The sequence below is a fragment of the Ligilactobacillus salivarius DSM 20555 = ATCC 11741 genome (assembly GCF_001435955.1).
Taxonomy (GTDB): domain Bacteria; phylum Bacillota; class Bacilli; order Lactobacillales; family Lactobacillaceae; genus Ligilactobacillus; species Ligilactobacillus salivarius.
The window spans coordinates 99,112-124,322 of record NZ_AYYT01000002.1 but is presented as its reverse complement, the minus strand read 5'-3'; the positions used below and the strand labels follow the sequence as shown (position 1 = coordinate 124,322).

25 protein-coding genes are annotated in these 25,211 nt (G+C 32.3%); 19 read left to right on the top strand and 6 right to left on the bottom strand.

Translation table 11 applies throughout. The features are described from left to right. Positions 1 to 65 precede the first annotated feature (65 nt). Entirely contained in the window at positions 66 to 941 is an 876-nt protein-coding gene (locus tag FC55_RS01780) for a Cof-type HAD-IIB family hydrolase (protein WP_003700602.1), read from the bottom strand. 138 nt (positions 942 to 1,079) lie between these two features. On the opposite strand from FC55_RS01780, the gene FC55_RS01775 reads away from it, so the two are divergent. Genes FC55_RS01775 through tsaE form a run of 3 tightly spaced genes read left to right on the top strand, consistent with a single transcriptional unit; the run spans position 1,080 to position 3,245 of the window. After that, positions 1,080 to 1,778 carry a uracil-DNA glycosylase gene (locus FC55_RS01775; RefSeq protein ID WP_003700601.1) on the top strand — a complete coding sequence of 233 codons (699 nt, stop codon included), beginning with the start codon at positions 1,080 to 1,082 and terminating at the stop codon, positions 1,776 to 1,778. Positions 1,779 to 1,811: 33 nt separating this feature from the next. Beyond that, the gene (gene pta, locus FC55_RS01770) at positions 1,812 to 2,789 is read left to right on the top strand and encodes a phosphate acetyltransferase (protein WP_003700600.1); all 978 of its coding nucleotides are present in this window, start codon (positions 1,812 to 1,814) and stop codon (positions 2,787 to 2,789) included. 3 nt (positions 2,790 to 2,792) lie between these two features. After that, the gene (tsaE, locus tag FC55_RS01765) at positions 2,793 to 3,245 is read left to right on the top strand and encodes a tRNA (adenosine(37)-N6)-threonylcarbamoyltransferase complex ATPase subunit type 1 TsaE (RefSeq protein ID WP_003700599.1); all 453 of its coding nucleotides are present in this window, start codon (positions 2,793 to 2,795) and stop codon (positions 3,243 to 3,245) included. 71 nt (positions 3,246 to 3,316) lie between these two features. Here tsaE and FC55_RS01760 read toward each other — a convergent pair whose 3' ends face one another. After that, a complete protein-coding gene (locus FC55_RS01760) occupies positions 3,317 to 3,850 on the bottom strand; it encodes a 3'-5' exonuclease (protein ID WP_003700597.1) in 534 nt (177 codons plus the stop codon). A 148-nt stretch (positions 3,851 to 3,998) separates the two neighbouring features. On the opposite strand from FC55_RS01760, the gene murB reads away from it, so the two are divergent. Beyond that, positions 3,999 to 4,898 carry a UDP-N-acetylmuramate dehydrogenase gene (gene murB / locus FC55_RS01755; protein ID WP_003700595.1) on the top strand — a complete coding sequence of 300 codons (900 nt, stop codon included), beginning with the start codon at positions 3,999 to 4,001 and terminating at the stop codon, positions 4,896 to 4,898. A gap of 135 nt (positions 4,899 to 5,033) precedes the next feature. Here the strand turns inward: murB and FC55_RS01750 are convergent, their stop codons facing one another. Beyond that, positions 5,034 to 5,717, bottom strand: a complete 684-nt coding sequence (locus tag FC55_RS01750) for a DUF1361 domain-containing protein (protein WP_003700593.1) — start codon at positions 5,715 to 5,717, stop codon at positions 5,034 to 5,036. 232 nt (positions 5,718 to 5,949) lie between these two features. Between FC55_RS01750 and cdaA the strand changes: the two genes are divergently transcribed. From cdaA to glmM, 3 genes are read left to right on the top strand one after another with little or no spacing between them, the layout of a single operon-like run. Continuing rightward, positions 5,950 to 6,798, top strand: a complete 849-nt coding sequence (gene cdaA / locus FC55_RS01745) for a diadenylate cyclase CdaA (protein ID WP_011476186.1) — start codon at positions 5,950 to 5,952, stop codon at positions 6,796 to 6,798. After that, positions 6,795 to 7,910: a CdaR family protein gene (locus FC55_RS01740; protein WP_003700590.1), complete on the top strand. Its 1,116-nt coding sequence runs from the start codon at positions 6,795 to 6,797 to the stop codon at positions 7,908 to 7,910. The genes cdaA and FC55_RS01740 overlap by 4 nt, the downstream gene beginning before the upstream one ends. Before the next feature lie 23 nt (positions 7,911 to 7,933). Then, the gene (glmM, locus tag FC55_RS01735; protein ID WP_003700589.1) at positions 7,934 to 9,286 is read left to right on the top strand and encodes a phosphoglucosamine mutase; all 1,353 of its coding nucleotides are present in this window, start codon (positions 7,934 to 7,936) and stop codon (positions 9,284 to 9,286) included. Between the two features lie 130 nt (positions 9,287 to 9,416). Here the strand turns inward: glmM and FC55_RS01730 are convergent, their stop codons facing one another. Further along, positions 9,417 to 9,767, bottom strand: a complete 351-nt coding sequence (locus tag FC55_RS01730) for a PTS glucitol/sorbitol transporter subunit IIA (RefSeq protein WP_003700588.1) — start codon at positions 9,765 to 9,767, stop codon at positions 9,417 to 9,419. A 141-nt stretch (positions 9,768 to 9,908) separates the two neighbouring features. On the opposite strand from FC55_RS01730, the gene FC55_RS01725 reads away from it, so the two are divergent. Both FC55_RS01725 and FC55_RS01720 read left to right on the top strand, forming a co-directional pair. Beyond that, a complete protein-coding gene (locus FC55_RS01725) occupies positions 9,909 to 10,934 on the top strand; it encodes a lactonase family protein (protein WP_003700587.1) in 1,026 nt (341 codons plus the stop codon). 13 nt (positions 10,935 to 10,947) lie between these two features. After that, positions 10,948 to 11,511, top strand: coding sequence for a copper homeostasis protein CutC (locus tag FC55_RS01720; protein ID WP_003700586.1), 564 nt, complete (start codon positions 10,948 to 10,950; stop codon positions 11,509 to 11,511). Between the two features lie 67 nt (positions 11,512 to 11,578). Here the strand turns inward: FC55_RS01720 and FC55_RS01715 are convergent, their stop codons facing one another. Further along, positions 11,579 to 12,856 (bottom strand): cation:dicarboxylate symporter family transporter, encoded by a 1,278-nt coding sequence (locus FC55_RS01715; protein ID WP_003700585.1) that lies wholly within the window; start codon positions 12,854 to 12,856, stop codon positions 11,579 to 11,581. A gap of 203 nt (positions 12,857 to 13,059) precedes the next feature. After that, positions 13,060 to 14,037 (bottom strand): GMP reductase, encoded by a 978-nt coding sequence (locus tag FC55_RS01710; RefSeq protein WP_003700584.1) that lies wholly within the window; start codon positions 14,035 to 14,037, stop codon positions 13,060 to 13,062. 224 nt (positions 14,038 to 14,261) lie between these two features. On the opposite strand from FC55_RS01710, the gene FC55_RS01705 reads away from it, so the two are divergent. The 10 genes from FC55_RS01705 to recA all read left to right on the top strand — a co-directional run bounded on the left by FC55_RS01705 (position 14,262) and on the right by recA (position 25,135). Beyond that, on the top strand, positions 14,262 to 14,777 hold the full coding sequence (locus tag FC55_RS01705; RefSeq protein WP_003700582.1) for an aminoacyl-tRNA deacylase: 516 nt from the start codon (positions 14,262 to 14,264) through the stop codon (positions 14,775 to 14,777). Then, entirely contained in the window at positions 14,777 to 15,628 is an 852-nt protein-coding gene (locus tag FC55_RS01700; RefSeq protein WP_003700580.1) for a methyltransferase domain-containing protein, read from the top strand. The genes FC55_RS01705 and FC55_RS01700 overlap by 1 nt, the downstream gene beginning before the upstream one ends. A 240-nt stretch (positions 15,629 to 15,868) precedes the next feature. Beyond that, a complete protein-coding gene (trmL, locus tag FC55_RS01695; RefSeq protein WP_003700579.1) occupies positions 15,869 to 16,381 on the top strand; it encodes a tRNA (uridine(34)/cytosine(34)/5-carboxymethylaminomethyluridine(34)-2'-O)-methyltransferase TrmL in 513 nt (170 codons plus the stop codon). A 36-nt stretch (positions 16,382 to 16,417) separates the two neighbouring features. Further along, the gene (locus FC55_RS01690; RefSeq protein WP_003700578.1) at positions 16,418 to 18,697 is read left to right on the top strand and encodes a DNA translocase FtsK; all 2,280 of its coding nucleotides are present in this window, start codon (positions 16,418 to 16,420) and stop codon (positions 18,695 to 18,697) included. A gap of 141 nt (positions 18,698 to 18,838) precedes the next feature. Next, a complete protein-coding gene (gene yfmF, locus FC55_RS01685; protein ID WP_003700576.1) occupies positions 18,839 to 20,101 on the top strand; it encodes an EF-P 5-aminopentanol modification-associated protein YfmF in 1,263 nt (420 codons plus the stop codon). A 12-nt stretch (positions 20,102 to 20,113) separates the two neighbouring features. Next, positions 20,114 to 21,415 carry an EF-P 5-aminopentanol modification-associated protein YfmH gene (yfmH, locus tag FC55_RS01680; protein ID WP_003700574.1) on the top strand — a complete coding sequence of 434 codons (1,302 nt, stop codon included), beginning with the start codon at positions 20,114 to 20,116 and terminating at the stop codon, positions 21,413 to 21,415. A gap of 5 nt (positions 21,416 to 21,420) precedes the next feature. Further along, on the top strand, positions 21,421 to 22,146 hold the full coding sequence (gene ymfI, locus FC55_RS01675; protein ID WP_034982350.1) for an elongation factor P 5-aminopentanone reductase: 726 nt from the start codon (positions 21,421 to 21,423) through the stop codon (positions 22,144 to 22,146). Between the two features lie 81 nt (positions 22,147 to 22,227). Further along, positions 22,228 to 23,157, top strand: a complete 930-nt coding sequence (locus FC55_RS01670; RefSeq protein ID WP_003704681.1) for a helix-turn-helix domain-containing protein — start codon at positions 22,228 to 22,230, stop codon at positions 23,155 to 23,157. A gap of 52 nt (positions 23,158 to 23,209) precedes the next feature. Continuing rightward, entirely contained in the window at positions 23,210 to 23,797 is a 588-nt protein-coding gene (pgsA, locus tag FC55_RS01665) for a CDP-diacylglycerol--glycerol-3-phosphate 3-phosphatidyltransferase (protein ID WP_003700569.1), read from the top strand. Positions 23,798 to 23,989: 192 nt separating this feature from the next. Next, positions 23,990 to 25,135: a recombinase RecA gene (recA, locus tag FC55_RS01660; protein ID WP_003700567.1), complete on the top strand. Its 1,146-nt coding sequence runs from the start codon at positions 23,990 to 23,992 to the stop codon at positions 25,133 to 25,135. Positions 25,136 to 25,211: the final 76 nt, after the last annotated feature.

The window sequence follows — 25,211 nt, the reverse complement described above, 5'->3', positions numbered from 1 at the left end:
ATCTCGGCGTGTATATAACTTACGAATTTGAATCACCCCCAATCATACGCTAATTATAAGATTAATTAGTGTTCTTGATTTTCTCTAAGAACTTCTTCAATAGCCTTACCAACACCGTCAGAGGTATTAGTGTCAGCTATCCTTTTAGCTAACATTTTAACTTCGTTAGAGCCATTTTCCATTGCATAACTCATTCCAGCGACTTTTAACATAGAAACATCATTGTTATTGTCGCCAATTGCCATGACATTATCCATAGGTATATTTAAATAGTCAGCATATGCTTGTAAAGCAATTCCTTTCTGAGCATTAACATGATTAATTTCAATGTTAGATTCAGAAGAAGAGGTTACAACAAGTTCAGAATTTTGACTGATTTCATCACGAATAGGATCTAAGACTTTTTTACCTTCAGAACTAAAGGCAACAATTTTGAAAACTTTAGTGTGCTTTTCATCTATAAGTTCCATATAGTCGTCAGTATAATTGATATTCATAAGTTCTAGACGATTAGAAGCCATGATAACAGCTAACTTATATGGAGTATCAGGACTAACTCGAGTTAAAAGTTCAGCAAAGTTTTCGATTCTTTTAGCTTTGTTATCAGAGTAAATCCCCTTTGAAGTGATTACTTCAGCGTAGAGTCCTTTTTTTCGTAATAAACGAATGATTTTTTTAGCAGTAATTTTAGGTAGAGGAGAAGAACTTAAAACTTTTCCATTTTCATCTAAAACTTCAGCACCGTTAAGTGTAATCATAGGACTATTGAAGTCAGCAGCCTCAATTAAAGGCTTGATTTCATTATATCCACGACCAGAGGAAACAATGAAGTGAACCCCATTTTTTTGTGCTTCTTTAATAGCATCGGCATTTCGTTTAGAAATTACCATTTTGTCATTTAAAAGTGTACCGTCCATATCTGAAGCGATTATTTGTATCATAAAGGAAGCCTCCCTAAAAACTTTATACTACTAGTTTACCATGATATAGTAAAGAAAAGTAAATTTTAGAGACTAAGAATTTAGTGATAGTGATTAATCTTTAAATAAATTTATGATAGAATAGAAAGCGAGGTGTTCATGTTGAAAACGTTTATACACAATGATTGGCAAGAAGTATTAGGTCCAGAATTTGAGAAACCTTATTATACAGAATTGCATAATTTTTTAAAAAATGAATATAAAACGCAGTATATTCACCCAGATATGTACCATATATACGAAGCCTTTGAATGGACGCCATTTTCAAAGGTAAAAGTTGTCATTTTAGGACAAGATCCTTATCATGGCCCTAATCAAGCTCATGGGTTAAGTTTTTCTGTGTTACCAGGTGTGGCTATTCCACCTTCATTACGGAATATCTACAAGGAGTTATACTCCGATTTAGGAATAAAACCTGTTAATCATGGTTATCTTGAAAAATGGGCTAAGCAGGGTGTTTTAATGTTAAATTCAGTTTTAACAGTTAGAAATGGACAGGCATTTTCTCATCAAGGAAAAGGTTGGGAAAAATTGACGGATGAAGCGATTAAAAAGCTCTCAGAAAGACCAATGCCAGTTGTTTTTATATTGTGGGGAGCTGCTGCTAGAAAAAAGTCAGCTTTGATTGATAGAAAGAAGAATATCATTATTGAATCTCCACATCCTAGTCCTCTTTCTGCTAACAGGGGATTTTTTGGATCTCGTCCGTTTTCAAAAACTAACGCTGCTCTAGAAGCATTAGGTGAAACGCCGATAGATTGGCAATTACCAGAGAAAGTAGAATTGACAGAAAAGTAAATTAACCTTAATTTAATTTTAGAGGTGTTTTAAATGGATTTATTTGATAACTTAAAGCAAAAAGTTGCAGGAGCAAACAAAACAATAGTATTCCCAGAAGGACAAGAACCACGTATTTTTCGTGCAGCTATTCGATTGAAGAATGACGGTTTAGTAGTTCCTATTTTGTTAGGAAAAGTTGATGAAATTAAGCAAAATGCGGAAAATGAAGGAGTAGATTTAGGAGATATTGAATTAATTGATCCAAATACTTACCCTGAAGATAAATTTGCTGAAATGGTAGAAGCTTTTGTTGAACGCAGAAAAGGTAAAAATACTAAAGAACAAGCAGAAACAATGTTACGCGATGTAAATTATTTTGGAACAATGTTAGTTTACATGGATAAAGCTGATGGCTTAGTTTCAGGTGCTATTCATTCAACAGGGGATACAGTACGCCCAGCATTACAAATAATTAAAACAAAGCCAGGAGTAAGTAGAACAAGTGGTGCTTTTGTAATGGTTAAAGGTGACGAAAGATATTTATTTGCAGATTGCGCTATCAACATTAATCCAGGTGCACAAGAATTAGCTGAAATTGCTGTGGAAAGTGCAAACACTGCTAAAATTTTTGATATTGATCCACAAGTTGCAATGCTAAGTTTCTCTACAATGGGTTCAGCTAAGTCAGATGAAGTAACAAAAGTTCAAGAAGCAGTAAAATTAGCTAAAGAATTAGCACCTAATGAAAAGATTGATGGAGAACTACAATTTGATGCAGCTTTTGTACCAGTTGTTGCTAAACAAAAGGCACCAGAATCAGAAGTTGCAGGACATGCTAATGTCTTTGTATTCCCAGAGTTACAATCTGGAAATATTGGATATAAAATTGCACAAAGATTAGGAGGATTAGAAGCAATTGGACCTGTTCTTCAAGGTTTAAATAAACCTGTATCAGATTTATCAAGAGGTTCTGTTGAAGAAGATGTCTATAAGGTTGCAATTATTACAGCAGCTCAAGCTTTGATGTAAAACATGGAAATAATAAGTAAAAAAGCAGAAGATACAGAAAAGTTAGCAAGAAAGATAGCTCAATTTTTAAAGCCTCAAGATATTATTTTACTAGATGGAGACTTAGGTGCTGGTAAAACAACTTTCACTAAGGGGCTCGCTTTAGGACTGGGAATTAAGAAAAATGTAAAAAGTCCAACATTTACAATCGTTAGAGAATATCATGAAGGTAGATTACCACTGTATCATATGGATGTTTATCGTTTAGAGGATGCCAGTGCTGATGATATTGGATTAGATGAATATTTTAACGGTGACGGTGTAAGTGTTGTTGAGTGGTCACAATTTATTGATGATGAATTACCTAATGAATATTTGATTATCCATATCATTAAAGATGAACAAAATGATGATCAGAGAAAGATAGTAATTGAGGCTAAAGGGGAACGTTATCAAGAATTGCTAGCGGAGTTATAATATTTGATGCTAATAAAAGCACTGTAGGATCTGATTATGTACAGAAGTCAGATCTTTACAGTGCTTTTGATTTATTTTATTTTAATGAATGGTTGTAACTGATCTTCACCAAAAAGATTAGCTTGGTAAAGTAAAATTTCAGCACAAGCAGTACTATCAAATAAAGCATTATGATGATGCTTTAAATCGATGTTTAAGTTATTACAAATTGTATCAAGCTTGTGATTCTCAAAATCTTTGAAAAATTTCTTACTAGTTCTAAGTGTATCTAATAGTTGATAATGTGGCAGGGTGATATCATAATGTTCTAGTGTTCTTAATAAAACACTGGAATCAAAACTTGCATTATGAGCAACAATTAGATTGTTAGGTGTAAAGAAATTTTGAATATGTGGCCAGAGTTCAGGAAAACTAGGTGCATTTTGTACTTGTTTTTCTGTAATTCCATGGACTTGAATATTTCTCCAAGAAAAATCAGTATCAGGCTTGATTAAAGAATAAAATTGATCGGCAATTTGATTATTTTTAACAACAGTTAGTGCTAAAGAACAGGCACTATATCTTTTAGGATTGGCTGTTTCAAAGTCAATTGCTACGAAATTCAAAAAATCACCTTCTGTTTTATAGATATATCTAGTCTAACAATTTTAGACTTAAAAAGCGAATAATATATTAATAACTAGATTTACAATTATAATCTAGCTATAGTATGTTAGAATTAAAAATGAAACTATTTAATAACGAGGGAATAAAATGACAACAAATGATTTAAGAGAATTGTTTTTGGATTTAAATGTTAAATTTGATGAAGAATTAAAGAAATATACAAATACAAAAACAGGAGGAAAAGCTGACGTATTAGCTTTTCCTGACAGTATTGAAGAAACTGAAAAATTAATTAAAATTGCTAAAAAAAATAATGTACCTTTGACAATTTTAGGAAATGCAAGCAATTTAATTGTTAAAGATGGTGGAATTAGAGGTCTAGTCGTAATTTTGCAACATCTAAATCAGATAACCGTTGATGGAACAAAAGTCACAGCACAAGCAGGAGCTTCTTTGATAGGAACAACCCGTGTAGCAGCTAAGCACAGTCTAACCGGAATGGAGTTTGCGTCAGGAATTCCTGGTAGTATTGGTGGAGCAATATTTATGAACGCTGGAGCTTACGGTGGGGAAATAAAAAACATTGTTGAATCTGTTAAGTTATTAACTCGTAATGGTGAATACAAAACTTATACTGTAGATGAGTTAGACTTTGGTTATCGCCATAGTCGTTTACAAAGTGAAGATGATATTGTAGTTGCTGCAACCTTTAAACTAGAACATGGTGATATAAAGAAAATTAGGGAGAGAATGGAAGAACTTAGCTTTTTAAGAGCTTCAAAACAACCTCTAGAGTATCCATCTTGTGGTAGTGTATTTAAACGTCCAGCAGGGCATTTTACAGGTAAATTAGTACATGACTCAGGATTGCAAGGATATACAGTAGGCGGTGTTCAAGTATCTAAAAAGCATGCTGGATTTATTGTGAATATTGGTAATGGTACTGGTAAAGATTATTTAGATGTTATTCATCATGTCCAAGCAGTTGTGAAGGAAAAATTTGATGTTGAATTAGAAACAGAAGTTAGGATAATTGGTGAAGATTAAAAATAAGAGAGGCTGGAAAAAACTATATTTTCAGATGAATTTTAGAAAATAGTTATATTAAAAACCGCTAGGAATCAACGATTTTAGCAATGTGATTTCTAGCGGCTTTTAAGTATTGAGACTTTTTTCAGCCTCTTATATTTCTAAATTATTTTGTTTTGCATATAAATAAATTGAGTGACGTCCAATAGCCACAGAAGCCCAGACAATTAATTGAATTATTGTCATAAAGATAACGAAGGTTAACATTCTAGCATTCCACATACCTATTAATAAATCAACCACCCATTTAGGACTAGTGAAGAGGTAAGCTGAATGAAGTCTTAAAAATCTGCCAACATAAATTCCAATTGAGGAAAGAATTGTCAAAATAAAGGCCAATGATATTCTGAAAGGAATTGAACGTTTATTCCAACGAATAGCAATAACATTAATAAAGTGATCAAAACTCCATAATCCCATCAATGTACAACCTAGAGCACTTGAAATTAAATTAGTAAATTCTAGCCACATTTTTAATCTTAAAGTCATAAGACCTGTTGTAGGGTCGTACGGATTAAAACGTGCTAAATGGAACAAGTCTGTTAAGACATAAGGTGCATTGGGATAGAATAATAACCAGAAGAAAAATAAAAGCCAAAAAATAACAGGATTTTGTTTTTCGTTAATATGCATCGCTAATTCAACAGGGATATATCCTAAAAATGTATTTAAAAGTAAGAAACTAAAAAAAGTTCCGCGGCTATAATCAGCTATATAAATGTAAATCATAAATAAAACAAAGATTGTTCGAATGAACCATTTTAATTTAGTAGGCATAAAAATTCACCACTTTTCCAATTCTCTTTAACTAACATTCTAACAAATATATTTGTCTATAATGTGAACAAATTATTTACTTTATAAAGATTTTAAAGTTAAAGTCTTCTAAGTAACATTATATTCCAAATGTTGTTAATTGTAATTCGAAAAGTATAGGATTATTTTTAATAAAATAGATTTTTCAATTGGTTAACGTGATATAATATTGAAAGACCAAGGAGGGATATTTATGCCTTTTGATTGGAGCAACTTGATAACTACACAACATTTGATAAACTTATTAGATGTTGCAGTTGTTTGGTATGCTATTTATAAGTTGATGATGCTTCTTCGAGGAACAAAGGCAGTTCAACTCTTTAAAGGAATTGTAGTAATCGTAATTATCAAGTTACTAAGCTGGTATATTGGATTATCAACTGTATCTTGGATAATGGACCAAGTTATTAATTGGGGAATTATTGCAATTATCATTATTTTTCAGCCTGAAATTCGGCGAGGTCTAGAACATTTAGGGCGTGGAACATTTGTCCATAACCGTAAGCAAGGTGCTGAAGAAGAGAAGATGGTAAAAGCTCTCGATCAGGCTATTCAATATATGTCTAAACGAAGAATTGGGGCGTTGATAACAATCCAAATGAATACAGGTTTAGAAGATTATATTGAAACAGGGATAAAATTGGATGCAGATATAACAGGTGCATTACTAATAAATATTTTTATTCCTAATACGCCTCTTCATGATGGAGCTGTTATTATCAAAGATAACAAGATTGCGGTAGCCGCAGCATACTTACCATTATCTGAAAGTAATCTTATTCCTAAAGCTTTAGGAACACGTCATCGAGCAGCTGTGGGAATTAGTGAAGTAACGGATGCTTTGACGATTGTTGTATCTGAAGAAACTGGTGGAGTTACAATTACCAAAAATAGTGAATTATTAAGGGATTTAACTCAAAATGACTACCTTAAGCTTTTAAGAAATGAACTTATTCCTAAGCAAGAAGTTAAGAATGATAATATCTTAACTAAATTTGTAGATGGATTTGCTAAGAGTTTTAAAGGAGGTAGAAAACATTGAAATTATCAAAGTACTTTAATACAAAATTTTTCTACCGAATTGTTGCTCTAATTTTTGCTCTTTTTCTTTTTTTCTATGTTAATGCAGATCAGTTAACATCAGGACAGTCTACAGGACATACATTAACAACAAGTACAAATGAGAAGTCAATTGTTATTGAGATGCCATTAAAAGTTAAGGGAGCAAAAGATACTGAATTTGTGGCAGGATTACCAGATAAGGTAAAGGTTAGAATAATTGGGCCAAGCGCAATTGTCACAGCTATTAACAATACACGTAATTTTGAGGTGTATGCCGATTTAACTGGTAAAGGGTATGGTAAACATACAATAACTTTATCTCAATCTGGGCTGAGCAAAGAAGTGTCAGCTAAGATAGATCCACAAACTGTTAAGGTTAAAATTAGTAAGAAAGCTACAAAAACTTTCCCAGTTCAAGCACGCTATAATTCAAGTAATGTAGCAAGTGGATATGCAACTGGTAGTGTAACTATGAATAATCAAACGGTTCGAGTTACAGGTGCTAAAAATGATGTAAAAAATGTCGAAATTGTTGTGGCAAATGTTAATATCCCAAGTGGAACTAAGAATGATGTAGTACGATCTGTTCTACTACAAGCTTTGGATAAAAAGGGTAAAAGCTTAGATGTAGTTTTTGATCCTGAAACAGTTCGTGTAACGATTCCGGTTTTTGAAGCTAGTTCAAGTAAAAAAGTGAGCTTGAATTTAGTTCAAAGCGATGGAGACAAAAATCGAAGTTACTCGATATCAACAGATACAAAAACAGTTGTGTTACATGGAACAAAACAAGCTTTGAGCAAGGTTTCAACATTAACGGTGCCTGTGTCAGTAGAAGGTGTAACTAGTTCTGTAACAAGAACAATTCAATTACAATCAACAATTAGTGGAATTGCAAGTATTTCTCCAGCTACAATTTCAGTAACTATTACTGCAAGTGGAGATAATAATGAAAGTTCTGTAGATGTATCGCAGACTAATAAAATAGATAATAGTTTGAATAATGATAAAACTGAAGATGATAGCAGTAAAACTAGCTCAAATATAAGTGTAAGTAGCTCGAATAGTGAGAAATCATCTGAAAGTAATAATTAATTTGAATGTGAGGATTTTTTAATATGAAGTATTTTGGAACTGATGGTGTTAGAGGAATTGCAAACGAAACATTGAGCCCAGAATTAGCATTTAAGCTAGGTCGTTGTGGAGGATATGTTTTAACTCAACATGCTTCTAATAAACCAGCACGTGTATTAGTTGCAAGAGATACACGTATTTCTGGACAAATGCTTGAACAAGCTCTTATTGCTGGTCTTTTATCAGTGGGAATTGAAGTATTTTCTTTAGGAGTTATGACAACACCTGGGGTAGCTTATTTAGTAAGATTACAAGATGCTGATGCCGGAATTATGATTTCTGCATCACACAATCCTGTACAAGATAACGGAATAAAATTCTTCGGTAGCGATGGTTATAAATTATCTGATGAAAAAGAAGAAGAAATTGAAGCATTACTAGAAAGCGATGAAGATACTTTACCACGTCCTTCTGCAGAAGGTTTAGGTACTCTAAGTGATTATCGTGAAGGTGCTTTGAAATATACACAATTCTTAGAACAAACAATTCCTGATGATTTAGAAGGAATGCACATTGCTGTTGATGGAGCTAATGGATCTACAAGTGCATTGGTATCACGTTTGTTTGCAGATTTGGGCGCAGATTTTGATACAATGGCAACAAATCCAGATGGACTTAATATCAATAAGGGAGTAGGTTCTACTCATCCAGAAGCATTAGCAAAATTTGTTGTAGAAAAGGGTGCACAAGTTGGTGTAGCTTTTGATGGTGATGGCGATAGATGTATTGCTGTTGACGAAAATGGTGAAATCGTTGATGGCGATAAGATTATGTTTATTTGTGGTAAGTACTTGAGTGAACGTGGACGCTTGAAGAAAGACACAATTGTAACAACTGTTATGAGTAATATTGGTTTGTACAAAGCAATGAAAGAAAATAATCTTAATTCTGTTCAAACTAAAGTTGGCGATAGATACGTTGTAGAAGCAATGAGAAAAGATGGATATAACGTTGGTGGGGAACAATCAGGACACGTTGTATTCTTAGACTTCAATACAACTGGTGACGGAATGTTAACCGCACTTCAATTATTAAATGTAATCAAGCAAACTGGTAAGAAGTTATCAGAATTAGCAGCTGAAGTTAAGACATATCCACAAGAATTAGTAAATATTAAAGTTACTGATAAAAAAGCAGCTTTAGATAATGAAAAGATTAAAGAAGCTATCGCTAAAGTTGAAGAAAAAATGGCTGGCGATGGTCGTGTCTTAGTAAGACCAAGTGGAACAGAAGACTTACTTAGAGTAATGGCTGAAGCTAAAACTCAAGAATTAGTGCATGACTATGTAATGGAAATTGCAGACGTTGTAGAAGCTGAAATGGGTGTAAATGAATAAGAGATAAAAAGTCTCGAAACTTAAAGCGCTAGAAACCACGTTATTGAAAACGTTGATTTCTAGCGCTTTTTACTATTGATGTTTTTTTATAGTTTCACTTGAAAAGTTGCTTTTCTAGCATCCTGTTAGTTTAATATTCAATTGTAGAACCAACGTGGATGGATGGCATTTTTTCAGGAGATAAATAGATAGCATTATTTTGAGGTTCATCAGGTACTTCAGTGAAGTATAGAGTAACATGTCCTAACATAGAAAAGTTACTATCAACTAAATCTCCCTTAAATTTTACAGTATAAACTTGATCATCAATTTTAATTTCATTATTGATGGTTATATCTGCAGATTGGACATTTTCAAATCTCTGAACAACGGATACTTTTTCTAGGTTGTCAGTTACAGAATTTTCACCAAATAAAATGATAATAGGTTCTGTATCACTGATTGCATTTTCACCAATACTTACAACATTTGCTTTAAACAAAATTTACTCAACTCCATTTTAAAGAATAAAGCAATTATAACACAGAAGATGTTAGATTATGAAATAAGAGCAATGGAACATAATTAGGTTTATGTGATATGTTATACTTAACAATGTAAACTATTACAAGGAGGCTTTTTCATGCTTGAAAAAATATATTTTGGAACTTATACCAGAAATAACAGTAAGGGTATTTATCAAGCCAAATTAGATACTGAGAAAAAAGAAATTAGAGATTTAGAATTATTTATTGATGGTATTGTAAGTCCTACATATCTTACAACAACTGATAGTGGAACTTTGTTGACAATTGCTGGAAATGATCAGGGGCAAGGAGGAGTTGCAAGTTATAATCTTACAACGCCTAAACCTGTTTTAGTTGATCAAAAATTAGCTGATGGTGCATCTCCTTGTTATGTAAGCTATGATGGTCAGCGTAAGTTGGTGTATACTGCAAATTATCACAAAGGTTTAGTTGAAGTATATCGCCTAGAAAATGATAATACTTTAACATTAAAAGATTCCGTTACTTATGAAGGAAAAGGTCCGCGTCCAGAACAAGATAAATCACATGCTCATTATGCAGATTTAACACCTGATAATAAATTGATAACTATTGATTTAGGTGACGATAAGGTTCACACATATGATGTATCAGAAGAAGGTAAGATTTCTGAAATAGCAGCTTTTCAAACTCCTGAAGGTTTTGGCCCTAGACACATTGTATTTTCCAATGATGGTAAATTAGCATATTTAGCAGGAGAATTATCAAGTGAAGTAGCCGTATTGGAATATAATAATGGTATTTTGAAACTTATTCAGATAGTATCAACTATACCTGTAGACTGGACAAAGCATAATGGGGTAGCGGCTATACGTATTTCTTCTGATGATAGGTTTGTGTATGTTTCTAATAGGGGGCATAATTCTATCGCAGTATTTGAAGTTGAAGAAGATGGTATTTTGAAACTTATTCAAACTATTTCAACAAATGGAGATTTTCCACGCGATTTTGCGCTTGATAATAGTGAGAGATTTATAGTTGTTGCTCATCAAAATTCAACAATTGCATCTTTGTTTGCAAGAAATGAAACTTCTGGTAAACTGGAACTATTGCAAACAGACATTCCAGTTCCAGAGGGTGTTTGCGTTCATTTTGTAAAATAGGGAGGAATTTGTTTTGATTTTCAAAGATACACGAGTTAATTCATTATCAGAATTAGTCAATGTTATAAAACAAGGTACTCATCGTGTTACTTTAAAAAATCATGAAGCAACTGTTAGTAAAGGATTTATGGCAGAAGCTATCAAGTATGCTCATGAACATGATGTATCAGTTAATATTGTAATTAACATTCCAACTGAAACTTCTTATCAATACTCAGATATTGAAATTAAAGCTTTAGAAGCAGATATTTTTGAAGCACAAGCATTAGGAGCAGATAGTATAGAGTTCTTAGCATTAAATGAAGATGGTAGTTTCGATGTTGAAACTGCAGATCAATTTTTAGCAGCTTGTGGTGGAATGGAAGGAACTATTAATTTAAGTAATATTCAATTCACGAATGATCAGTTAGAAAAAATTGCAGAGTGGGTTGAGAAAAAACAAATCTCACGTGTTTATACTGATAATGATAGTACAGATGAATTAATTAAGTTAAAGGAAGTTCTTCCTAATATAGTTCCTGCTACAATTTCACTCGAAGCAGCAGAAAAGTTAGAATTTAAGCAAATTCAATTATAGTAAAAAATGGCAGTCCATAATTTTTGGATTGCCATTTTTGATTATAGAAAATATTAATTTTAAATAACTATTTATTTCTAAAACTTGCTACGTAAGCATCATGCTTAGCTTGATCAAATTCGTTTTCAGATTTACCAATAACTAGAGTAGCAGTAACATTACCTGCAACGTTAACTGCAGTACGTCCCATATCAACAAGACGGTCAATACCGGCGATCAAGGCTAAGCCAGAGACTGGAACACCAATTGAAGATACAGTTGCTAATAAAACAACGAATGAAGCACCTGGAACACCAGCCATACCTTTAGAAGTAATCATTAAAACTAAAAGCAAAGTAATTTGTTGACTAATTGATAAGTGAACATGATATGCTTGAGCTAAAAAGATAGCAGCAAGTGATTGATAAATTGCTGAACCATCAAGGTTAAATGTATAACCAGTTGGAATAACAAATGAACTAATAGCTTGGTCAACACCAAGTTTTTGTGTCTTTTGCATCAAACGAGGTAGGGTAACTTCTGAACTAGCAGTTGTGAAAGCTAAAATTAGTTCATCTTTAACAACGATTAATTGATCCATGATTCTGAAACCAAAAATACGAGAAGTGATACCTAATACTACTAAAATAAAGAATATCATAGTGATATATGCCATTATGATAAAGAGTGCCAATGGTTTTAATGAAGCTAAACCAAGTTGGGCAACAGTAGCACCAATTAAACCGGCAACACCAAATGGAGCAAAATGCATAATCCAACCAGTTATTTTGAACATAACTTCAGCAACGGCTTGTAAGAAAGTAATTAATATTTTCCCTTTTTCACCGATTGCAGCAATTCCTAAACCAAATAGGGATGAGAAGAAAATAACAGGTAGCATTTGTCCTGTAGCTAATGCGTCAAAAAAGTTAGAAGGAACAATAGACATAAGTATTGAACCTAAACCATTATGAGCAGCAGATTTAGCAGTCTTTACGTAAGTAGAAATATCAACATGAGATAATTGACTTAGATCAAGCATATATCCAAGATGAGAAAAATTAGAAATAACCATCCCAACAATAAATGCAATTGTAGATAAAACTTCAAAATAGATTAATGTCTTTAAGCCAATTTTACCTAATTTTTTAATATCTCCCATATTAGAGATCCCGACAATTAAACTAGAGACAACAATAGGAAGAACAATCATTGAAATCATATTGATGAAAGTTGAACCTAAACCGTTGGCAAAAGCAATAAACTTCTTATTATCAGCAAAAACGACACCGAGAATGACACCGATGACTAAGCCTAAAATGATTTGCCAACCTAAAGAAAGTCGAAAAACTTTATTCTTTTTCATAATCTTATAATCAACTCCTATATTCTATATGCCATATATTAATTTACCACAACTTTAATAAAAAATCATGTTTTTGTTAAGAATTCTATAAGATAAATATAATTTATATCAATTAAGTTCGGAAATAATGGCCAAAACTAGGGTTTTTTAGGATATTGTTACAAAATAAAAAAGATTGTTATAAAAACAATCTTTTAAAGTAATTACAACATATCACCGTTGTAAATAGAATTTTTAACAATTACATAGTCAACTTTTCTAAGAGCTAATAATTCTTTACCACCAGCATAAGAAATAGCAGATTGTAAATCCTCTTGCATTTCACGAAGTGTATCGGCTATTTTTCCTTTATATGGTAGAAGTAATTTTTTACCTTCGACATTTTTATATTCGCCTTTTTGATATTGAGAAGCAGATCCAAAATAAGTTTTGAACTTCTTGCCATCTTTTTCAATAATATCACCAGGAGTTTCATCATGTCCGGCAAAAAGGGAGCCAATCATACACATTGAAGCACCAAAGCGAATTGATTTGGCAATATCACCATTATTTCTAATACCACCGTCAGCAACGATTGGTTTGCTAGCAGCCTTAGCACATGCACGAATAGCAGCTAATTGCCATCCACCAGTTCCAAAGCCAGTTTTTAATTTAGTGATGCAAGCTTTACCTGGTCCAATTCCAACTTTAGTAGCATCAGCTCCAGCATTTTCTAATTCACGAACAGCTTCAGGAGTACCAACATTTCCAGCAATAACGAAAACACCAGGTAATTTATGCTTAATATGCTTAATCATATTAATGACGGTATCTGAATGTCCATGAGCAATATCAATAGTAATATATTCAGGAACTAAATTCTTTTGAGATAATTCATCGATTAAATCATATTCAGCAGGTTTTACTCCAACAGAAATTGAAGCAAAAAGACCTTTGTCGTGCATATTTTTAACAAAATCAACACGTTCATTTTCATAAAAACGGTGCATAATATAGAAATAACCGTTCTTAGCTAACCAAACAGCAAGATTTTCATCAATAATAGTCTGCATATTAGCAGGGACTACAGGTATTTTAAAAGTCATAGGTCCAAATTTAACTTTTGTATTTACTTCAGATCTACTCTTAACAATACATTTATTTGGAACTAATTGGATATCTTCATAATCAAAAACTGGCATAATAAAACCTCGCTCTATTAAATAATTTACGGTATTAATTAAGAAATAACCACAAAACATAAGATATAATAACGTATTTTAAAATATATGTCAAACTAATAGCCTAATATTCGTAATAATGTTCGTGTTTAGCTGGAAACTTTAAATTGATATAGATATAAGTTAAAATTATATTGATTGCGCTATTGTTTAAGATAATTAAATTTTAGAAAGAAGAGGTTTAAATGGCAAAAAAGAAGAAAAAAACTAAAGAAAAAAAGACTAATGAAGAACGAGTATTAGATCAACACAATATAGAATATGAAGAAACATCTTTCAATTGGATAGAGCAAGGAAAAGATGCATTGAAGGAAGCTGCTGAATTAGGAGTAGAACCTGAATCTATTTTAAAGACAATTGTGTTACAGGGTAAGGGAGATCCTAAAGACTTTTTTGTAGTTTGTTTACCAATTGTACATGAAATGGATTTGAAGTTAGTTGCTCAGCAATTAGGTAAAAAACAAGTACACCTAGCTGATAATAAAAACTTGATTAATATAACTGGTTATATTCATGGAGCAAATACGCCAATTGGTATTCATGCTTTTAAAGGTTTTCCAATCTATTTTGATGAAAGAATTAAACCTTTTGAAGTAATTTCAGTATCAGCTGGTAAAGTTGGACGTTCTGTTAGATTAAAACAAGAAGATTTAGTTAAACTGGTTAATGGTAAATATATTGAAGTTGAGAGAAAAGAATAGTGAAAAAAATAGATAGAGCAAAATTATTTATTCAAAATAATATGGAAATTTTCCGGTGTCCTTTTTGTCAAAATAAAATAACCAGTTTACAAGGTAACAGTATTGTATGTATTAATGGACACGTTATCAATCTTAATAAAAAAGGAACATTACATTTATTAACTCATGGTGTGAAAAGTGACTATGATAATAAAGAATTGTGGAATGCGAGACGAACTTTGTTACAAGCCGGTCTATTTTCACCAATTATTGAGCAGATAATAAAAGAATTACCAGCAAAAAAATTAAAGATAATTGATGTAGGTTGTGGAGAGGGCACACCATTAATTAATTTAGCAAAATCAAGAGAGAAGTATAATGATACCCTAATAGGATTTGATATTTCTAAGGATGCGATAAATTTAGCAACACAAAATGAGTTACATCCATTTTTTTGTATTGCAGATTTAGCAAATCTTCCGTTTATGGATAATAGTATTGATGCTATTATTGATATTTTTTCACCTTCATCTTACGGAGAATTTTTAAGAGTTCTGAAAAATGAAGGTAAGTTATACAAAGTAATTCCTAATGCAAATTATTTAATTGAACTACGACATCTTTTATATGGTGATACAGGTTCAAGAAAATCAAGTTATAGTAACGATAAGGTGTTAAATTTATTTTCAAAGCATTTTCCTAACTTTGAAAGCAAGCGTATAAGATACAAATTTAATTTAACACCGGAAAATTTTAAAAATTTATTGTTAATGACGCCACTTAGTTGGGGTGCAAGTAATGAGCAATTAGAGTATGCTAGGCAAAATCCATTAAATGAAATAACTGTAGATGTTACCTTATTAATAGCATAGTTTTAAAATTTAAGTAGATAAATAATTTGTATAAGATAAATTAAAATTAATTTTCTGAAAAGTATTGAAAAAAGTATAAGATGGTGTTACTATAGTCTACAAGAAATCGGTTGTTAGTAATTAACGGAACTGTCGTTAGTTGCTATATAATTGTACTTCATTAACGTAGCTGTTCGCCGTGCCCACACCGAATGGCTACGCTTTTTTTATGGATAAAAATTGTTATGAAAGGATTTACATATGGCTAATCATATTGTTTTATTTGAACCACTAATGCCTGCTAATACAGGAAATATCGCTAGAACTTGTGCAGGTACAAATACAGAATTACATTTAATTGAACCACTAGGATTTTCAACAGATGATAAATATATGAAAAGAGCTGGATTGGATTATTGGGATAAGGTGAAAATTACTTATCATCCTAATTTACCGGCATTTTTAGAAACAATTCCTGAAAATGGTGAATTATATATTGTGTCTAAATTTGCTTCCAAGGCATATACAGAAGCCGATTATACAAATACTGAAAAAGAACACTACTTCTTATTTGGTAAAGAAACAACTGGTTTACCAGAAATGTTTATGCGACAAAATCCAGAAAAATGTATTAGAATTCCTCAAAATGATGAACATATAAGAGCTTTAAATTTATCTAATACAGCAGCAATTGTAGTTTATGAAGCACTTAGACAACAAGGATTCCCTAATTTAGAAACTACTCATACTTATGAAAATGATAAATTAAAATAAGTAAGATAGCTTGGTATTTTAGAAAGGACTATCGTTGTGGCTAGAAGAAAGAAAACAAAAAGAAAGACAAAAAAGAAAATACAAAAACAAACTTCTGAGCGAGTTGTCGGTGGTTGCTTTATTCTATTTGGAATTTTAGGGTTATTAAATCTGGGATACCTGGGTATTTTACTGGCGAATGTCTTTAGGATATTTGTTGGTGATAGTTATAAAGTAGCGGTAGTGTTACTCATAGGATATGGAACATATTTGTTATCAATGGGAGAACAGCCGATAATTCCTAGAAAGAAAATAGGCGGTGTATTATTAGCTTATTTAGGAGTACTACTTTTTTTAGAAGTACTACTATTTCAAAAACTTGATTTACATGCTAATTTTGTTGATATAACTTGGCAATATTTAAGTTCAGATATTATTTCTGGTAGTGTTGGTAGTGCTGTTGGTGGTGGAATTACAGGAGCTTTATTATATAGCGCAACTTCGTTTTTGGTAGCGCAGATAGGCTCTTATATTGTTGCAGTTTTAATTTTTATAGCTGGCTTATGTTTATTGTTCGATATTGCGTATCGACAAGTCTTCGAGTATTTAGGCAAGACTCTATATTGGATAATTTCTGAGACAAAAAAAGTGATAGTTGCTTTTTCACATTCAATTAGTAAAGGAAATGACAAAGTTAAGCAAATTAAAAAAGCACGTCAAGAAAAGGCAATTGAGAAAGCTAAAGAAAATGAAATCACTCATAGCGATGATGAAGAAAGAGATTTACCTACACCAGTAGCAGATATGGAAAAATCTGAAGTAGATAATGATAGTAAAGATAATTTAACTGATTGGAATCAACCGGTTGAAGATAAAAGTGAGGATGAGCAAGAAATTGTAGTAAAGAATCATCCAACTTTAGAAAATTACCAATTACCATCAGTTAATTTATTACAAGATGTGCCACCTACTGACCAAAGTGAAGAAAAAGCGGAGATTCAACGAAATAAGAAGATATTAAAAGAGACTTTTAAGAGTTTTGGTGTAGATGTAGAACTAAAAAACACAATTTTAGGTCCATCGGTTACAAAATATGAGCTGCATCCAGCAATTGGGGTTAAAGTTAGCAAGATCGTTAATTTAGCCGATGACCTGGCCTTGGCATTAGCAGCTAAAGACATTCGTATTGAAGCACCAATTCCTGGTAAATCATTAATTGGTATAGAAGTACCTAATAAAAAAGTGGCAACAATATCATTTAAAGACATTATTTCTTCACAAAAGAAAGATTCTAGTAAGCCTTTGGAAGTGCCGATTGGTCGCGATGTTTCAGGTAGCTTAATCACTGCTGATTTAGCTAAGATGCCACATCTATTAATTGCTGGTTCGACAGGTAGTGGTAAGTCAGTTGCAATTAATGGCATCATTACAAGCCTATTGATGAATTGTCCGCCAGATGAAGTGAAATTAATGTTAGTTGACCCTAAAAAAGTAGAGCTTGGTGTTTATAATGGAATTCCACATTTATTAACACCGGTTGTAACCGATCCGAAAAAAGCATCGCGAGCTTTGCATAAGCTAGTTTTGGAAATGGAAAGACGCTACGAATTATTTGCTAATACGGGACAACGTAATATTTCTGGATATAATGCGATGATTCAAAGACAAAATCATGATAATAATTCTAAAGAACCTTTAATGCCATACATTGTGGCAATTGTTGATGAATTATCAGATCTAATGATGGTAGCTTCTAATGAAGTTGAAGATGCAATTATTAGATTAGCTCAAATGGCCCGTGCGGCTGGGATCCATATGATCTTAGCTACACAAAGACCATCAGTAGATGTTATTACTGGTTTGATCAAGGCAAACGTACCTTCAAGAATGGCATTTGCTGTATCAAGTGGAACTGATTCGCGTACAATCATTGATCAGTCCGGAGCTGAAAAATTACTTGGACGTGGGGATATGTTATTCTTACCAATGGGAATGAATAAACCTGTACGTGTACAAGGTGCGTTTATTTCAGATTCTGATGTTGAGAATGTGGTCAACTTTGTTCGTGAACAACTTCCAGCTGAGTATGATGAGTCGATGGAAGTATCTGATGAAGAATTACAACATGAAGCTGATGGAGAAGCTGAAGATGAGCTATTTAGCGAAGCGGTTGAATTTGTCAGACAAGAACAGAAATGTAGTGTGTCGATGCTTCAAAGACGATTTAGGATTGGATATAATCGCTCAGCTAGAATTGTCGATGAAATGGAAAAACGTGGAATTGTTGGCCCTCAAGAAGGTAGTAAACCACGCAAGGTGTATAGTCAAGATAATTAGTGAGTATTATAAAATGGCATTATTTGGAATTATAAGGCTAATTAATACATTTAGTTAGTTGATGATTTCAAAATGCCATTTTTTAATTGTTTTTAAGTGTATTATACATTATAGTAGATTATGAGTTAAGGAGGCGTTTTTTTGCGTATAGAATTAGTCAAAGGCGTGAATTTAAATATCATTCCTTCTAAACAATTTAAGACAACAAGAATTTTTATATCATTTATTAAAAATATAGAATCAAAAAAAGAATTAGCCGAAAGGGCATTGCTGGCTAATTATCTAGAAATGTGTAGCCAAAACTATCCTACACAAATTGATATTGCACGTAAATTATCTCAAATGTATGGTGCTAGTTTTGGTAGTTCCGTTGATAGACGTGGAAATTATCAACTTATTAATTTTAGTATTGATTATATTGAAGGTAAGTATCTAGTAGGCAATGAAGATTTACTTTCAGAAGTAATTGAATTTTTAAAAGAAATTATTTTCAATCCATTGAAAGTGGGGGAAAATAAAAACTTTGATGAAGAAACTTTTATTAGACAGAAAAACAACACTATTACATATTTGAAATCTATTAAAGAAGATAAGCAAGCTTATGCTGCAGCAAAATTAAGAAAGCTTTACTTTGATAATGAGATTCAACAAGTACCATCATTTGGTGAAAGTGAAGATGTTGAGAAGTTAACAATCTCTGATTTAATGGATGCTTATCAAAAAATGCTAAATACTGATAGAGTAGAAATTATGATTTCTGGAGATGTTAATACTGATGAGGTTGTAAATAAGTTCTCTGTGTTACCATTTAAGGCGCGAAATATTTCACGAGTAAGCATGAGTTATACTCAAGAGATAAAACAAGAGATTGTAACACAAATTGATGAAGAACCTTTATCTCAAAGTAAGTTTGATATGGCATTTAGGTTACCAGTTGTATATCGTGGAGATTTGCATTATGCAGCACTTGTTTTCAATAGTTTATTTGGAGGTTCAGCACTAAGTTTATTATTTACTGTTGTGAGAGAAAAAATGAGTATGGCATATTATGCTAATAGTAACTTTGATCCATTTAGACAATTATTAGTAGTTCAAACTGGAATTTCTTATGCTAACAAAGATAAGGTTCAAGAATTAATTTTAGAGCAACTAGAACGACTAAAAAAAGGTGATTTTGAAGACGAGTTGTTAGAACAAAATAAGAATAATTTGATTAGTAGTTATATTTCCCGTTTAGATAGCCAAACTTCAGCTTTATTAAGGGCGCAATCTGCAGCTTTAACCGGAATCAATGTTACTGTTGAAGAATGGTTGGATAATTTGCAAAGTGTAACCAAAGACGATGTGATGAAAGTTGCAAAAATGGTTAAACTACAGGCTACTTATATGTTAGGAACTAATTAGTGAGGTGGTATAGTGTTAGAAAAGAAGGAATACACACAATTTGGAGAAACCATTTATAGTGAAGAATTGGATAACGGATTAAAAGTTAAGCTTCTACCAAAGAAAAGTTTTCATAAAGTGTATGGTATCATGTCTACTAATTATGGCTCAGCTGATAATGAATTTGTTCCTTATGGAGAAAAGGATATGAAAGTTTATCCAGCAGGAATTGCACATTTTTTAGAGCATAAATTGTTTGAAAAGAGGGATTACGATGCTTTTGAATTATTTGGAAAGTATGGAGCGGATTCCAATGCTTTTACAAGTTTTACAAGAACAAGTTATTTATTTTCAGCTACACAGAATGTAGAAAAATGTGTAGAAATTCTGCTAGATTTTGTTCAGGAACCTTATTTTTCTGAAGAATCTGTGAAAAAAGAACAGGGTATTATTGGTCAAGAAATAAAAATGTATGATGATGATTCAGGCTGGCAGTTATATTTTGGCTTAATAGAGAATTTATATCCTAATACTCCAATTAGCCAAGATATCGCAGGTACAATTGAGTCGATTAGTAAAATAACAGCACAAGATTTATATGATTGTTATAATACATTCTATCAACCTAGTAATATGACTTTGTTTTTAGTGGGAAATTTTGATGAAACAGCGATGATTTCACTAATTAAGAAAAATCAAGCTAAAAAAACTTTCTCTAAGACAGAAAAGATTGTACGAGCTCCATTTTCTAAAGGAGATGAAGATAAGATAATAATTTCTTCAAGAACCAGAAAAATGGATTTACAATTACCTAAAGTTGCAATTGGTATAAAGGGATTAGGTAAACAATTGCGCGGATATGAAGCAATAAGTTATAAATTGAAAGTTCAATTATTACTAGATATTTTGTTTGGTGAAAGTTCTAAAGAATATCTACAATGGTACAACGAAAATATTATTGATGATAGTTTTGGATATGATTTTCAATTTGAACGTGGATTTAATTTTGCGATGATAAGTGGAAGTACAAGTAAACCTGAGGAATTCAAAAAGAGAATTAAGGATTTAATAGTCCGAGCATCTGATTTATTAGAAGATAGGGCAGAAGAATTTGAATTATCTAAAAAAGAATTCTTAGGCAGTATTATTCGTTCAATGAATTCACTAGAAAGTATTGCTAATCGCTATGAAGGTAGATTGTATGATGATGCAACAATTTTTGATATGGTGGAAATTTTAGAAAAGCTAACTTTAGAAGATGTTGTAAAAACTGCTGAAGAATTTCTCAATCAAGATGCTATTAGCATTTATGAATTATTACCAGAGAGTAGGTGAAAATAATGCGATGGGCTTTGATATTAGGTGCTTCAGGGGATATAGGATCAAAAATAGCTAATGATTTAGCTGCCCAAGGTTGGTCATTATATCTTCATTATAATAATTCTTATGAGAAAGTTAAAAGATTATATGATAAGCTAGATAGTGAATATAGTAAGCAAGAATTTTTAATCATGCAAAGTGACATGTCGAAAATTTCTGAAATAGATAAGTTAACTAATTCAGTTTTTAGTTTAGATGCTGTTATTTTTGCTGAAGGAACAACTAAGTACGGATTGTTTAACCAGTTAAAAATGGAAGAATTTGATGAAATGTTAACAATGCAACTTAGATATCCTTTATTCCTATTGCAAAAGCTAGAGGAAAAATTAGCACGTTCTAGTTTAGGAAGAATAGTATTTATAGGTTCTGTTTATGGTGGATATGGTAGTGCCATGGAAGTTGGATATAGTACGATTAAAGGTGCTTTGAGTGCATTCGTAAAAGCCTATAGTAAAGAAGTAGCTTCATTAGGTATTACAGTAAATGTTGTAGCTCCAGGTGCGGTTGATACTAGAATGAACAACATGTTTTCTTCTGATGTGAAAGAACAAGTGGCAGAGGATATTCCGATGGGAAAATTGGCACAACCTGATCAAATAAGTTATTGGGTAACTTGTCTACTAGCAGATAGAGCAGAGTATCTAACAGGACAGACAATATATGTGACGGGTGGTTGGTTACAATAAAAATAGCATTAATATTTTTATTGTAGTATGCTATACTATTATACGAATAACAATAGATTTTAGATTATGGAGAGAGTATCAATGACTGATATTGGAAAAACTTTACAAAATGCTAGAAATGAAAAGCATTATACTTTAGATGATCTTCAACAAATTACCAAAATCCAAAAAAGATATTTGATAGCGATTGAAGAAAATAACTTTGATGCACTTCCGGGAGATTTCTATGTTCGTGCTTTTATTAGACAATATGCTGATACAGTTGGTATAAAAGCAGATAAATTATTATCAGAACTTGATGAACAAGCCGGTAAGAAGAAAGTCGAAGAAACTGAAGAAGAGCCAACAGAGGCTAAAACAAGAACAGAAGCAGTTAGAAGACAACAACAATCAAGTACTCCAAGTCAAGTTAGTCAAAGCTTTGATAAGTTTATGCATTATTTACCAACAATTATTATTGTCGGGGTTGTGGTTATCATTATAGGTTCCATATACTTTGTAGTTGCTGGAAATAAGAAGGAAGCTAACCAAGCTGCTTCAAGCACAAATGTATCTATTTCATCAGATGTATCCTCATCAAAGAAATCTTCTAAGAAAGAATCTTCTTCTGAAGAAGTAAGCAGTAGTTCAAGCAAGAAGGAAAGTAGTTCTAGCAGTGAATCTTCTTCTAAGAGTAGTAAAGGACAAAAGATTACTAATACAGCCGTTAGTGGTTCAAGATTTACTTACTCATTAACAAGTCCTGCTAAGAAGAATAAAATTAAATTTACTTCTAAAGGTGGTTCTGCATGGAGCAGCATTTCCGTTAACGGTACAGCAAATTGGCAAGGTACATTACAAAACGGTGCTTCTCATACAGTAACATTGCCAGAAGGTACTACAAGTTTTAATATTAGTTTAGGTAATTCAAATGTAACTAATATTACAATCAATGGTAAAAAGTTTGATTTCTTAAAAGAAAACAGCACATTAACTGTTCGTCAAATTACAGTTAACGTTGCTAATGAATAACGTTAACTTAGGGAGTGGATATTTCACTCCCTTATATTAAGGAGTGATTAATTTGAACTTACCTAACAAATTGACAATCATTAGAATCTTATTGATTCCAGTTTTCATGTTAGTATTATTATTACCGTTAAACTGGGGTGATGTGATAATTGCAGGAACAACAATTCCTGTAACATCATTATGGGGTGCAATTATATTTGCAGTAGCCTCAATTACTGATTTTGCTGATGGACAGATTGCTCGTCGCAGACATTTGGTATCTAACTTTGGTAAATTTGCTGATCCTTTGGCTGACAAAATGTTAGTTATGACAGCATTTATTATTTTAGTGCAAATGGGAAAGGTTCCAGCATGGATTGCAGCAATCATTGTATGTCGTGAACTTGCAGTAACAGGTTTAAGATTAATTGTAGTTGAAAATGATGGAGAAGTAATAGCGGCTGCAATGCCAGGAAAGATTAAGACTTTTACACAAATGTTTTCAATTTTGTTCTTGTTCTTAAACGATGTATTCTTTGCAGCTGTAAGTATTCCAATAGGTGAAATTTTATTATATATTTGCTTATTCTTTACAGTTTATTCTGGTATTGATTATTTTTATCACAGTAAAGATATTTTCAGTGATTCATTTGGAAAATAATTTTTTAATTATGTGGGAAGAATTGTTCTTCTCACATTTTTTTGAATTACAAAGATTTTTGCGTAATTTATTTTTGAAGAAGAATTTTTGTGAACTTTAGTTCGATTCTCTTGATATTTGCCGTATAAATCAGTATGATTAATAGAGTAAAAGTTCTTCTTTATATTAAGATGAAACGAGGAGGAATTGTAAGTGGCTAATGACAAAAATAAAGTTCAAGGCGATCAACCTGAAGAAAGATTAAAGGCTTTAGATGCAGCTTTAAAAAAGATTGAGAAAAAGTTCGGTAAAGGTTCCATTATGAAAATGGGAGGGAAAGTAGATACAAAGATTTCTACCATTTCTAGTGGTTCAATTGCTATTGATGCAGGATTAGGTGTAGGTGGTTATCCACGAGGACGTATTATTGAAATTTATGGTCCAGAAAGTTCTGGTAAGACGACAGTTGCATTACATGCAGTTGCTGAAGTTCAAAAACGTGGTGGTACAGCAGCATATATCGATGCTGAAAATGCTTTGGATCCTGCATATGCTACTGCATTGGGAGTAAACATTGATGAATTACTACTTTCACAACCAGACACTGGTGAACAAGGCTTAGAAATTGCTGATGCTTTGGTTTCATCTGGTGCAATTGATATAATTGTTGTTGACTCAGTAGCCGCTTTAGTACCTAAAGCTGAAATTGAAGGTGAAATGGGTGATTCTCATGTTGGGTTGCAAGCTCGTTTGATGTCACAGGCTTTGAGAAAACTTTCAGGTACAATCAATAAGACGAAGACGGTAGCTATATTTATTAACCAAATTCGTGAAAAAGTAGGGGTTATGTTTGGAAATCCCGAAACAACTCCTGGTGGTCGTGCTTTGAAGTTCTATTCAACTGTTAGAATGGAAGTGCGTCGTTCCGAAGCAATTAAGGCAAAATCTGAAATTATTGGTAATAGAACTAAGATTAAATTTGTGAAAAATAAGGTTGCTCCACCATTCAAAGTAGCTGAAGTTGATATTATGTATGGTGAAGGTATTTCTAAAACTGGTGAATTACTGGATATGGCTGTTGAAAAGGATATCATTCACAAGAGTGGTTCTTGGTTCTCTTATGGAGATACAAGAATAGGTCAAGGACGTGAAAATGCTAAGGAATATCTTAGTGAACATGAAGACGAGATGAATGAAATTAATATCAAAGTCAGAGAAGCATACGGTATACCGGATGAAAATGGAAATGTACCTGAATCTCAAGATAAGAATACTACTCAATCTGCTATGGATGACAAGGCTGCAGATATAGATGATTCTGAAGAAGTATCTTTAGATGTAAATGATAGTGACGAATAATTAGTTATTTAAACGGCTTGAAAGTTTTGCTTTTAAGTCGTTTATTTTCGAGGGAAAAGAAGTAATTATTGACATA

What these genes read in the sequence shown, in the direction of transcription:
- FC55_RS01780 (WP_003700602.1), bottom strand. Translation starts at nt 941, where the DNA reads ATGATACAAATAATCGCTTCAGATATGGACGGTACACTTTTAAATGAC.
- FC55_RS01775 (WP_003700601.1), top strand. Translation starts at nt 1,080, where the DNA reads ATGTTGAAAACGTTTATACACAATGATTGGCAAGAAGTATTAGGTCCA.
- pta (WP_003700600.1), top strand. Translation starts at nt 1,812, where the DNA reads ATGGATTTATTTGATAACTTAAAGCAAAAAGTTGCAGGAGCAAACAAA.
- tsaE (WP_003700599.1), top strand. Translation starts at nt 2,793, where the DNA reads ATGGAAATAATAAGTAAAAAAGCAGAAGATACAGAAAAGTTAGCAAGA.
- murB (WP_003700595.1), top strand. Translation starts at nt 3,999, where the DNA reads ATGACAACAAATGATTTAAGAGAATTGTTTTTGGATTTAAATGTTAAA.
- FC55_RS01750 (WP_003700593.1), bottom strand. Translation starts at nt 5,717, where the DNA reads ATGCCTACTAAATTAAAATGGTTCATTCGAACAATCTTTGTTTTATTT.
- cdaA (WP_011476186.1), top strand. Translation starts at nt 5,950, where the DNA reads ATGCCTTTTGATTGGAGCAACTTGATAACTACACAACATTTGATAAAC.
- glmM (WP_003700589.1), top strand. Translation starts at nt 7,934, where the DNA reads ATGAAGTATTTTGGAACTGATGGTGTTAGAGGAATTGCAAACGAAACA.
- FC55_RS01725 (WP_003700587.1), top strand. Translation starts at nt 9,909, where the DNA reads ATGCTTGAAAAAATATATTTTGGAACTTATACCAGAAATAACAGTAAG.
- FC55_RS01715 (WP_003700585.1), bottom strand. Translation starts at nt 12,856, where the DNA reads ATGAAAAAGAATAAAGTTTTTCGACTTTCTTTAGGTTGGCAAATCATT.
- FC55_RS01710 (WP_003700584.1), bottom strand. Translation starts at nt 14,037, where the DNA reads ATGCCAGTTTTTGATTATGAAGATATCCAATTAGTTCCAAATAAATGT.
- FC55_RS01705 (WP_003700582.1), top strand. Translation starts at nt 14,262, where the DNA reads ATGGCAAAAAAGAAGAAAAAAACTAAAGAAAAAAAGACTAATGAAGAA.
- trmL (WP_003700579.1), top strand. Translation starts at nt 15,869, where the DNA reads ATGGCTAATCATATTGTTTTATTTGAACCACTAATGCCTGCTAATACA.
- ymfI (WP_034982350.1), top strand. Translation starts at nt 21,421, where the DNA reads ATGCGATGGGCTTTGATATTAGGTGCTTCAGGGGATATAGGATCAAAA.
- FC55_RS01670 (WP_003704681.1), top strand. Translation starts at nt 22,228, where the DNA reads ATGACTGATATTGGAAAAACTTTACAAAATGCTAGAAATGAAAAGCAT.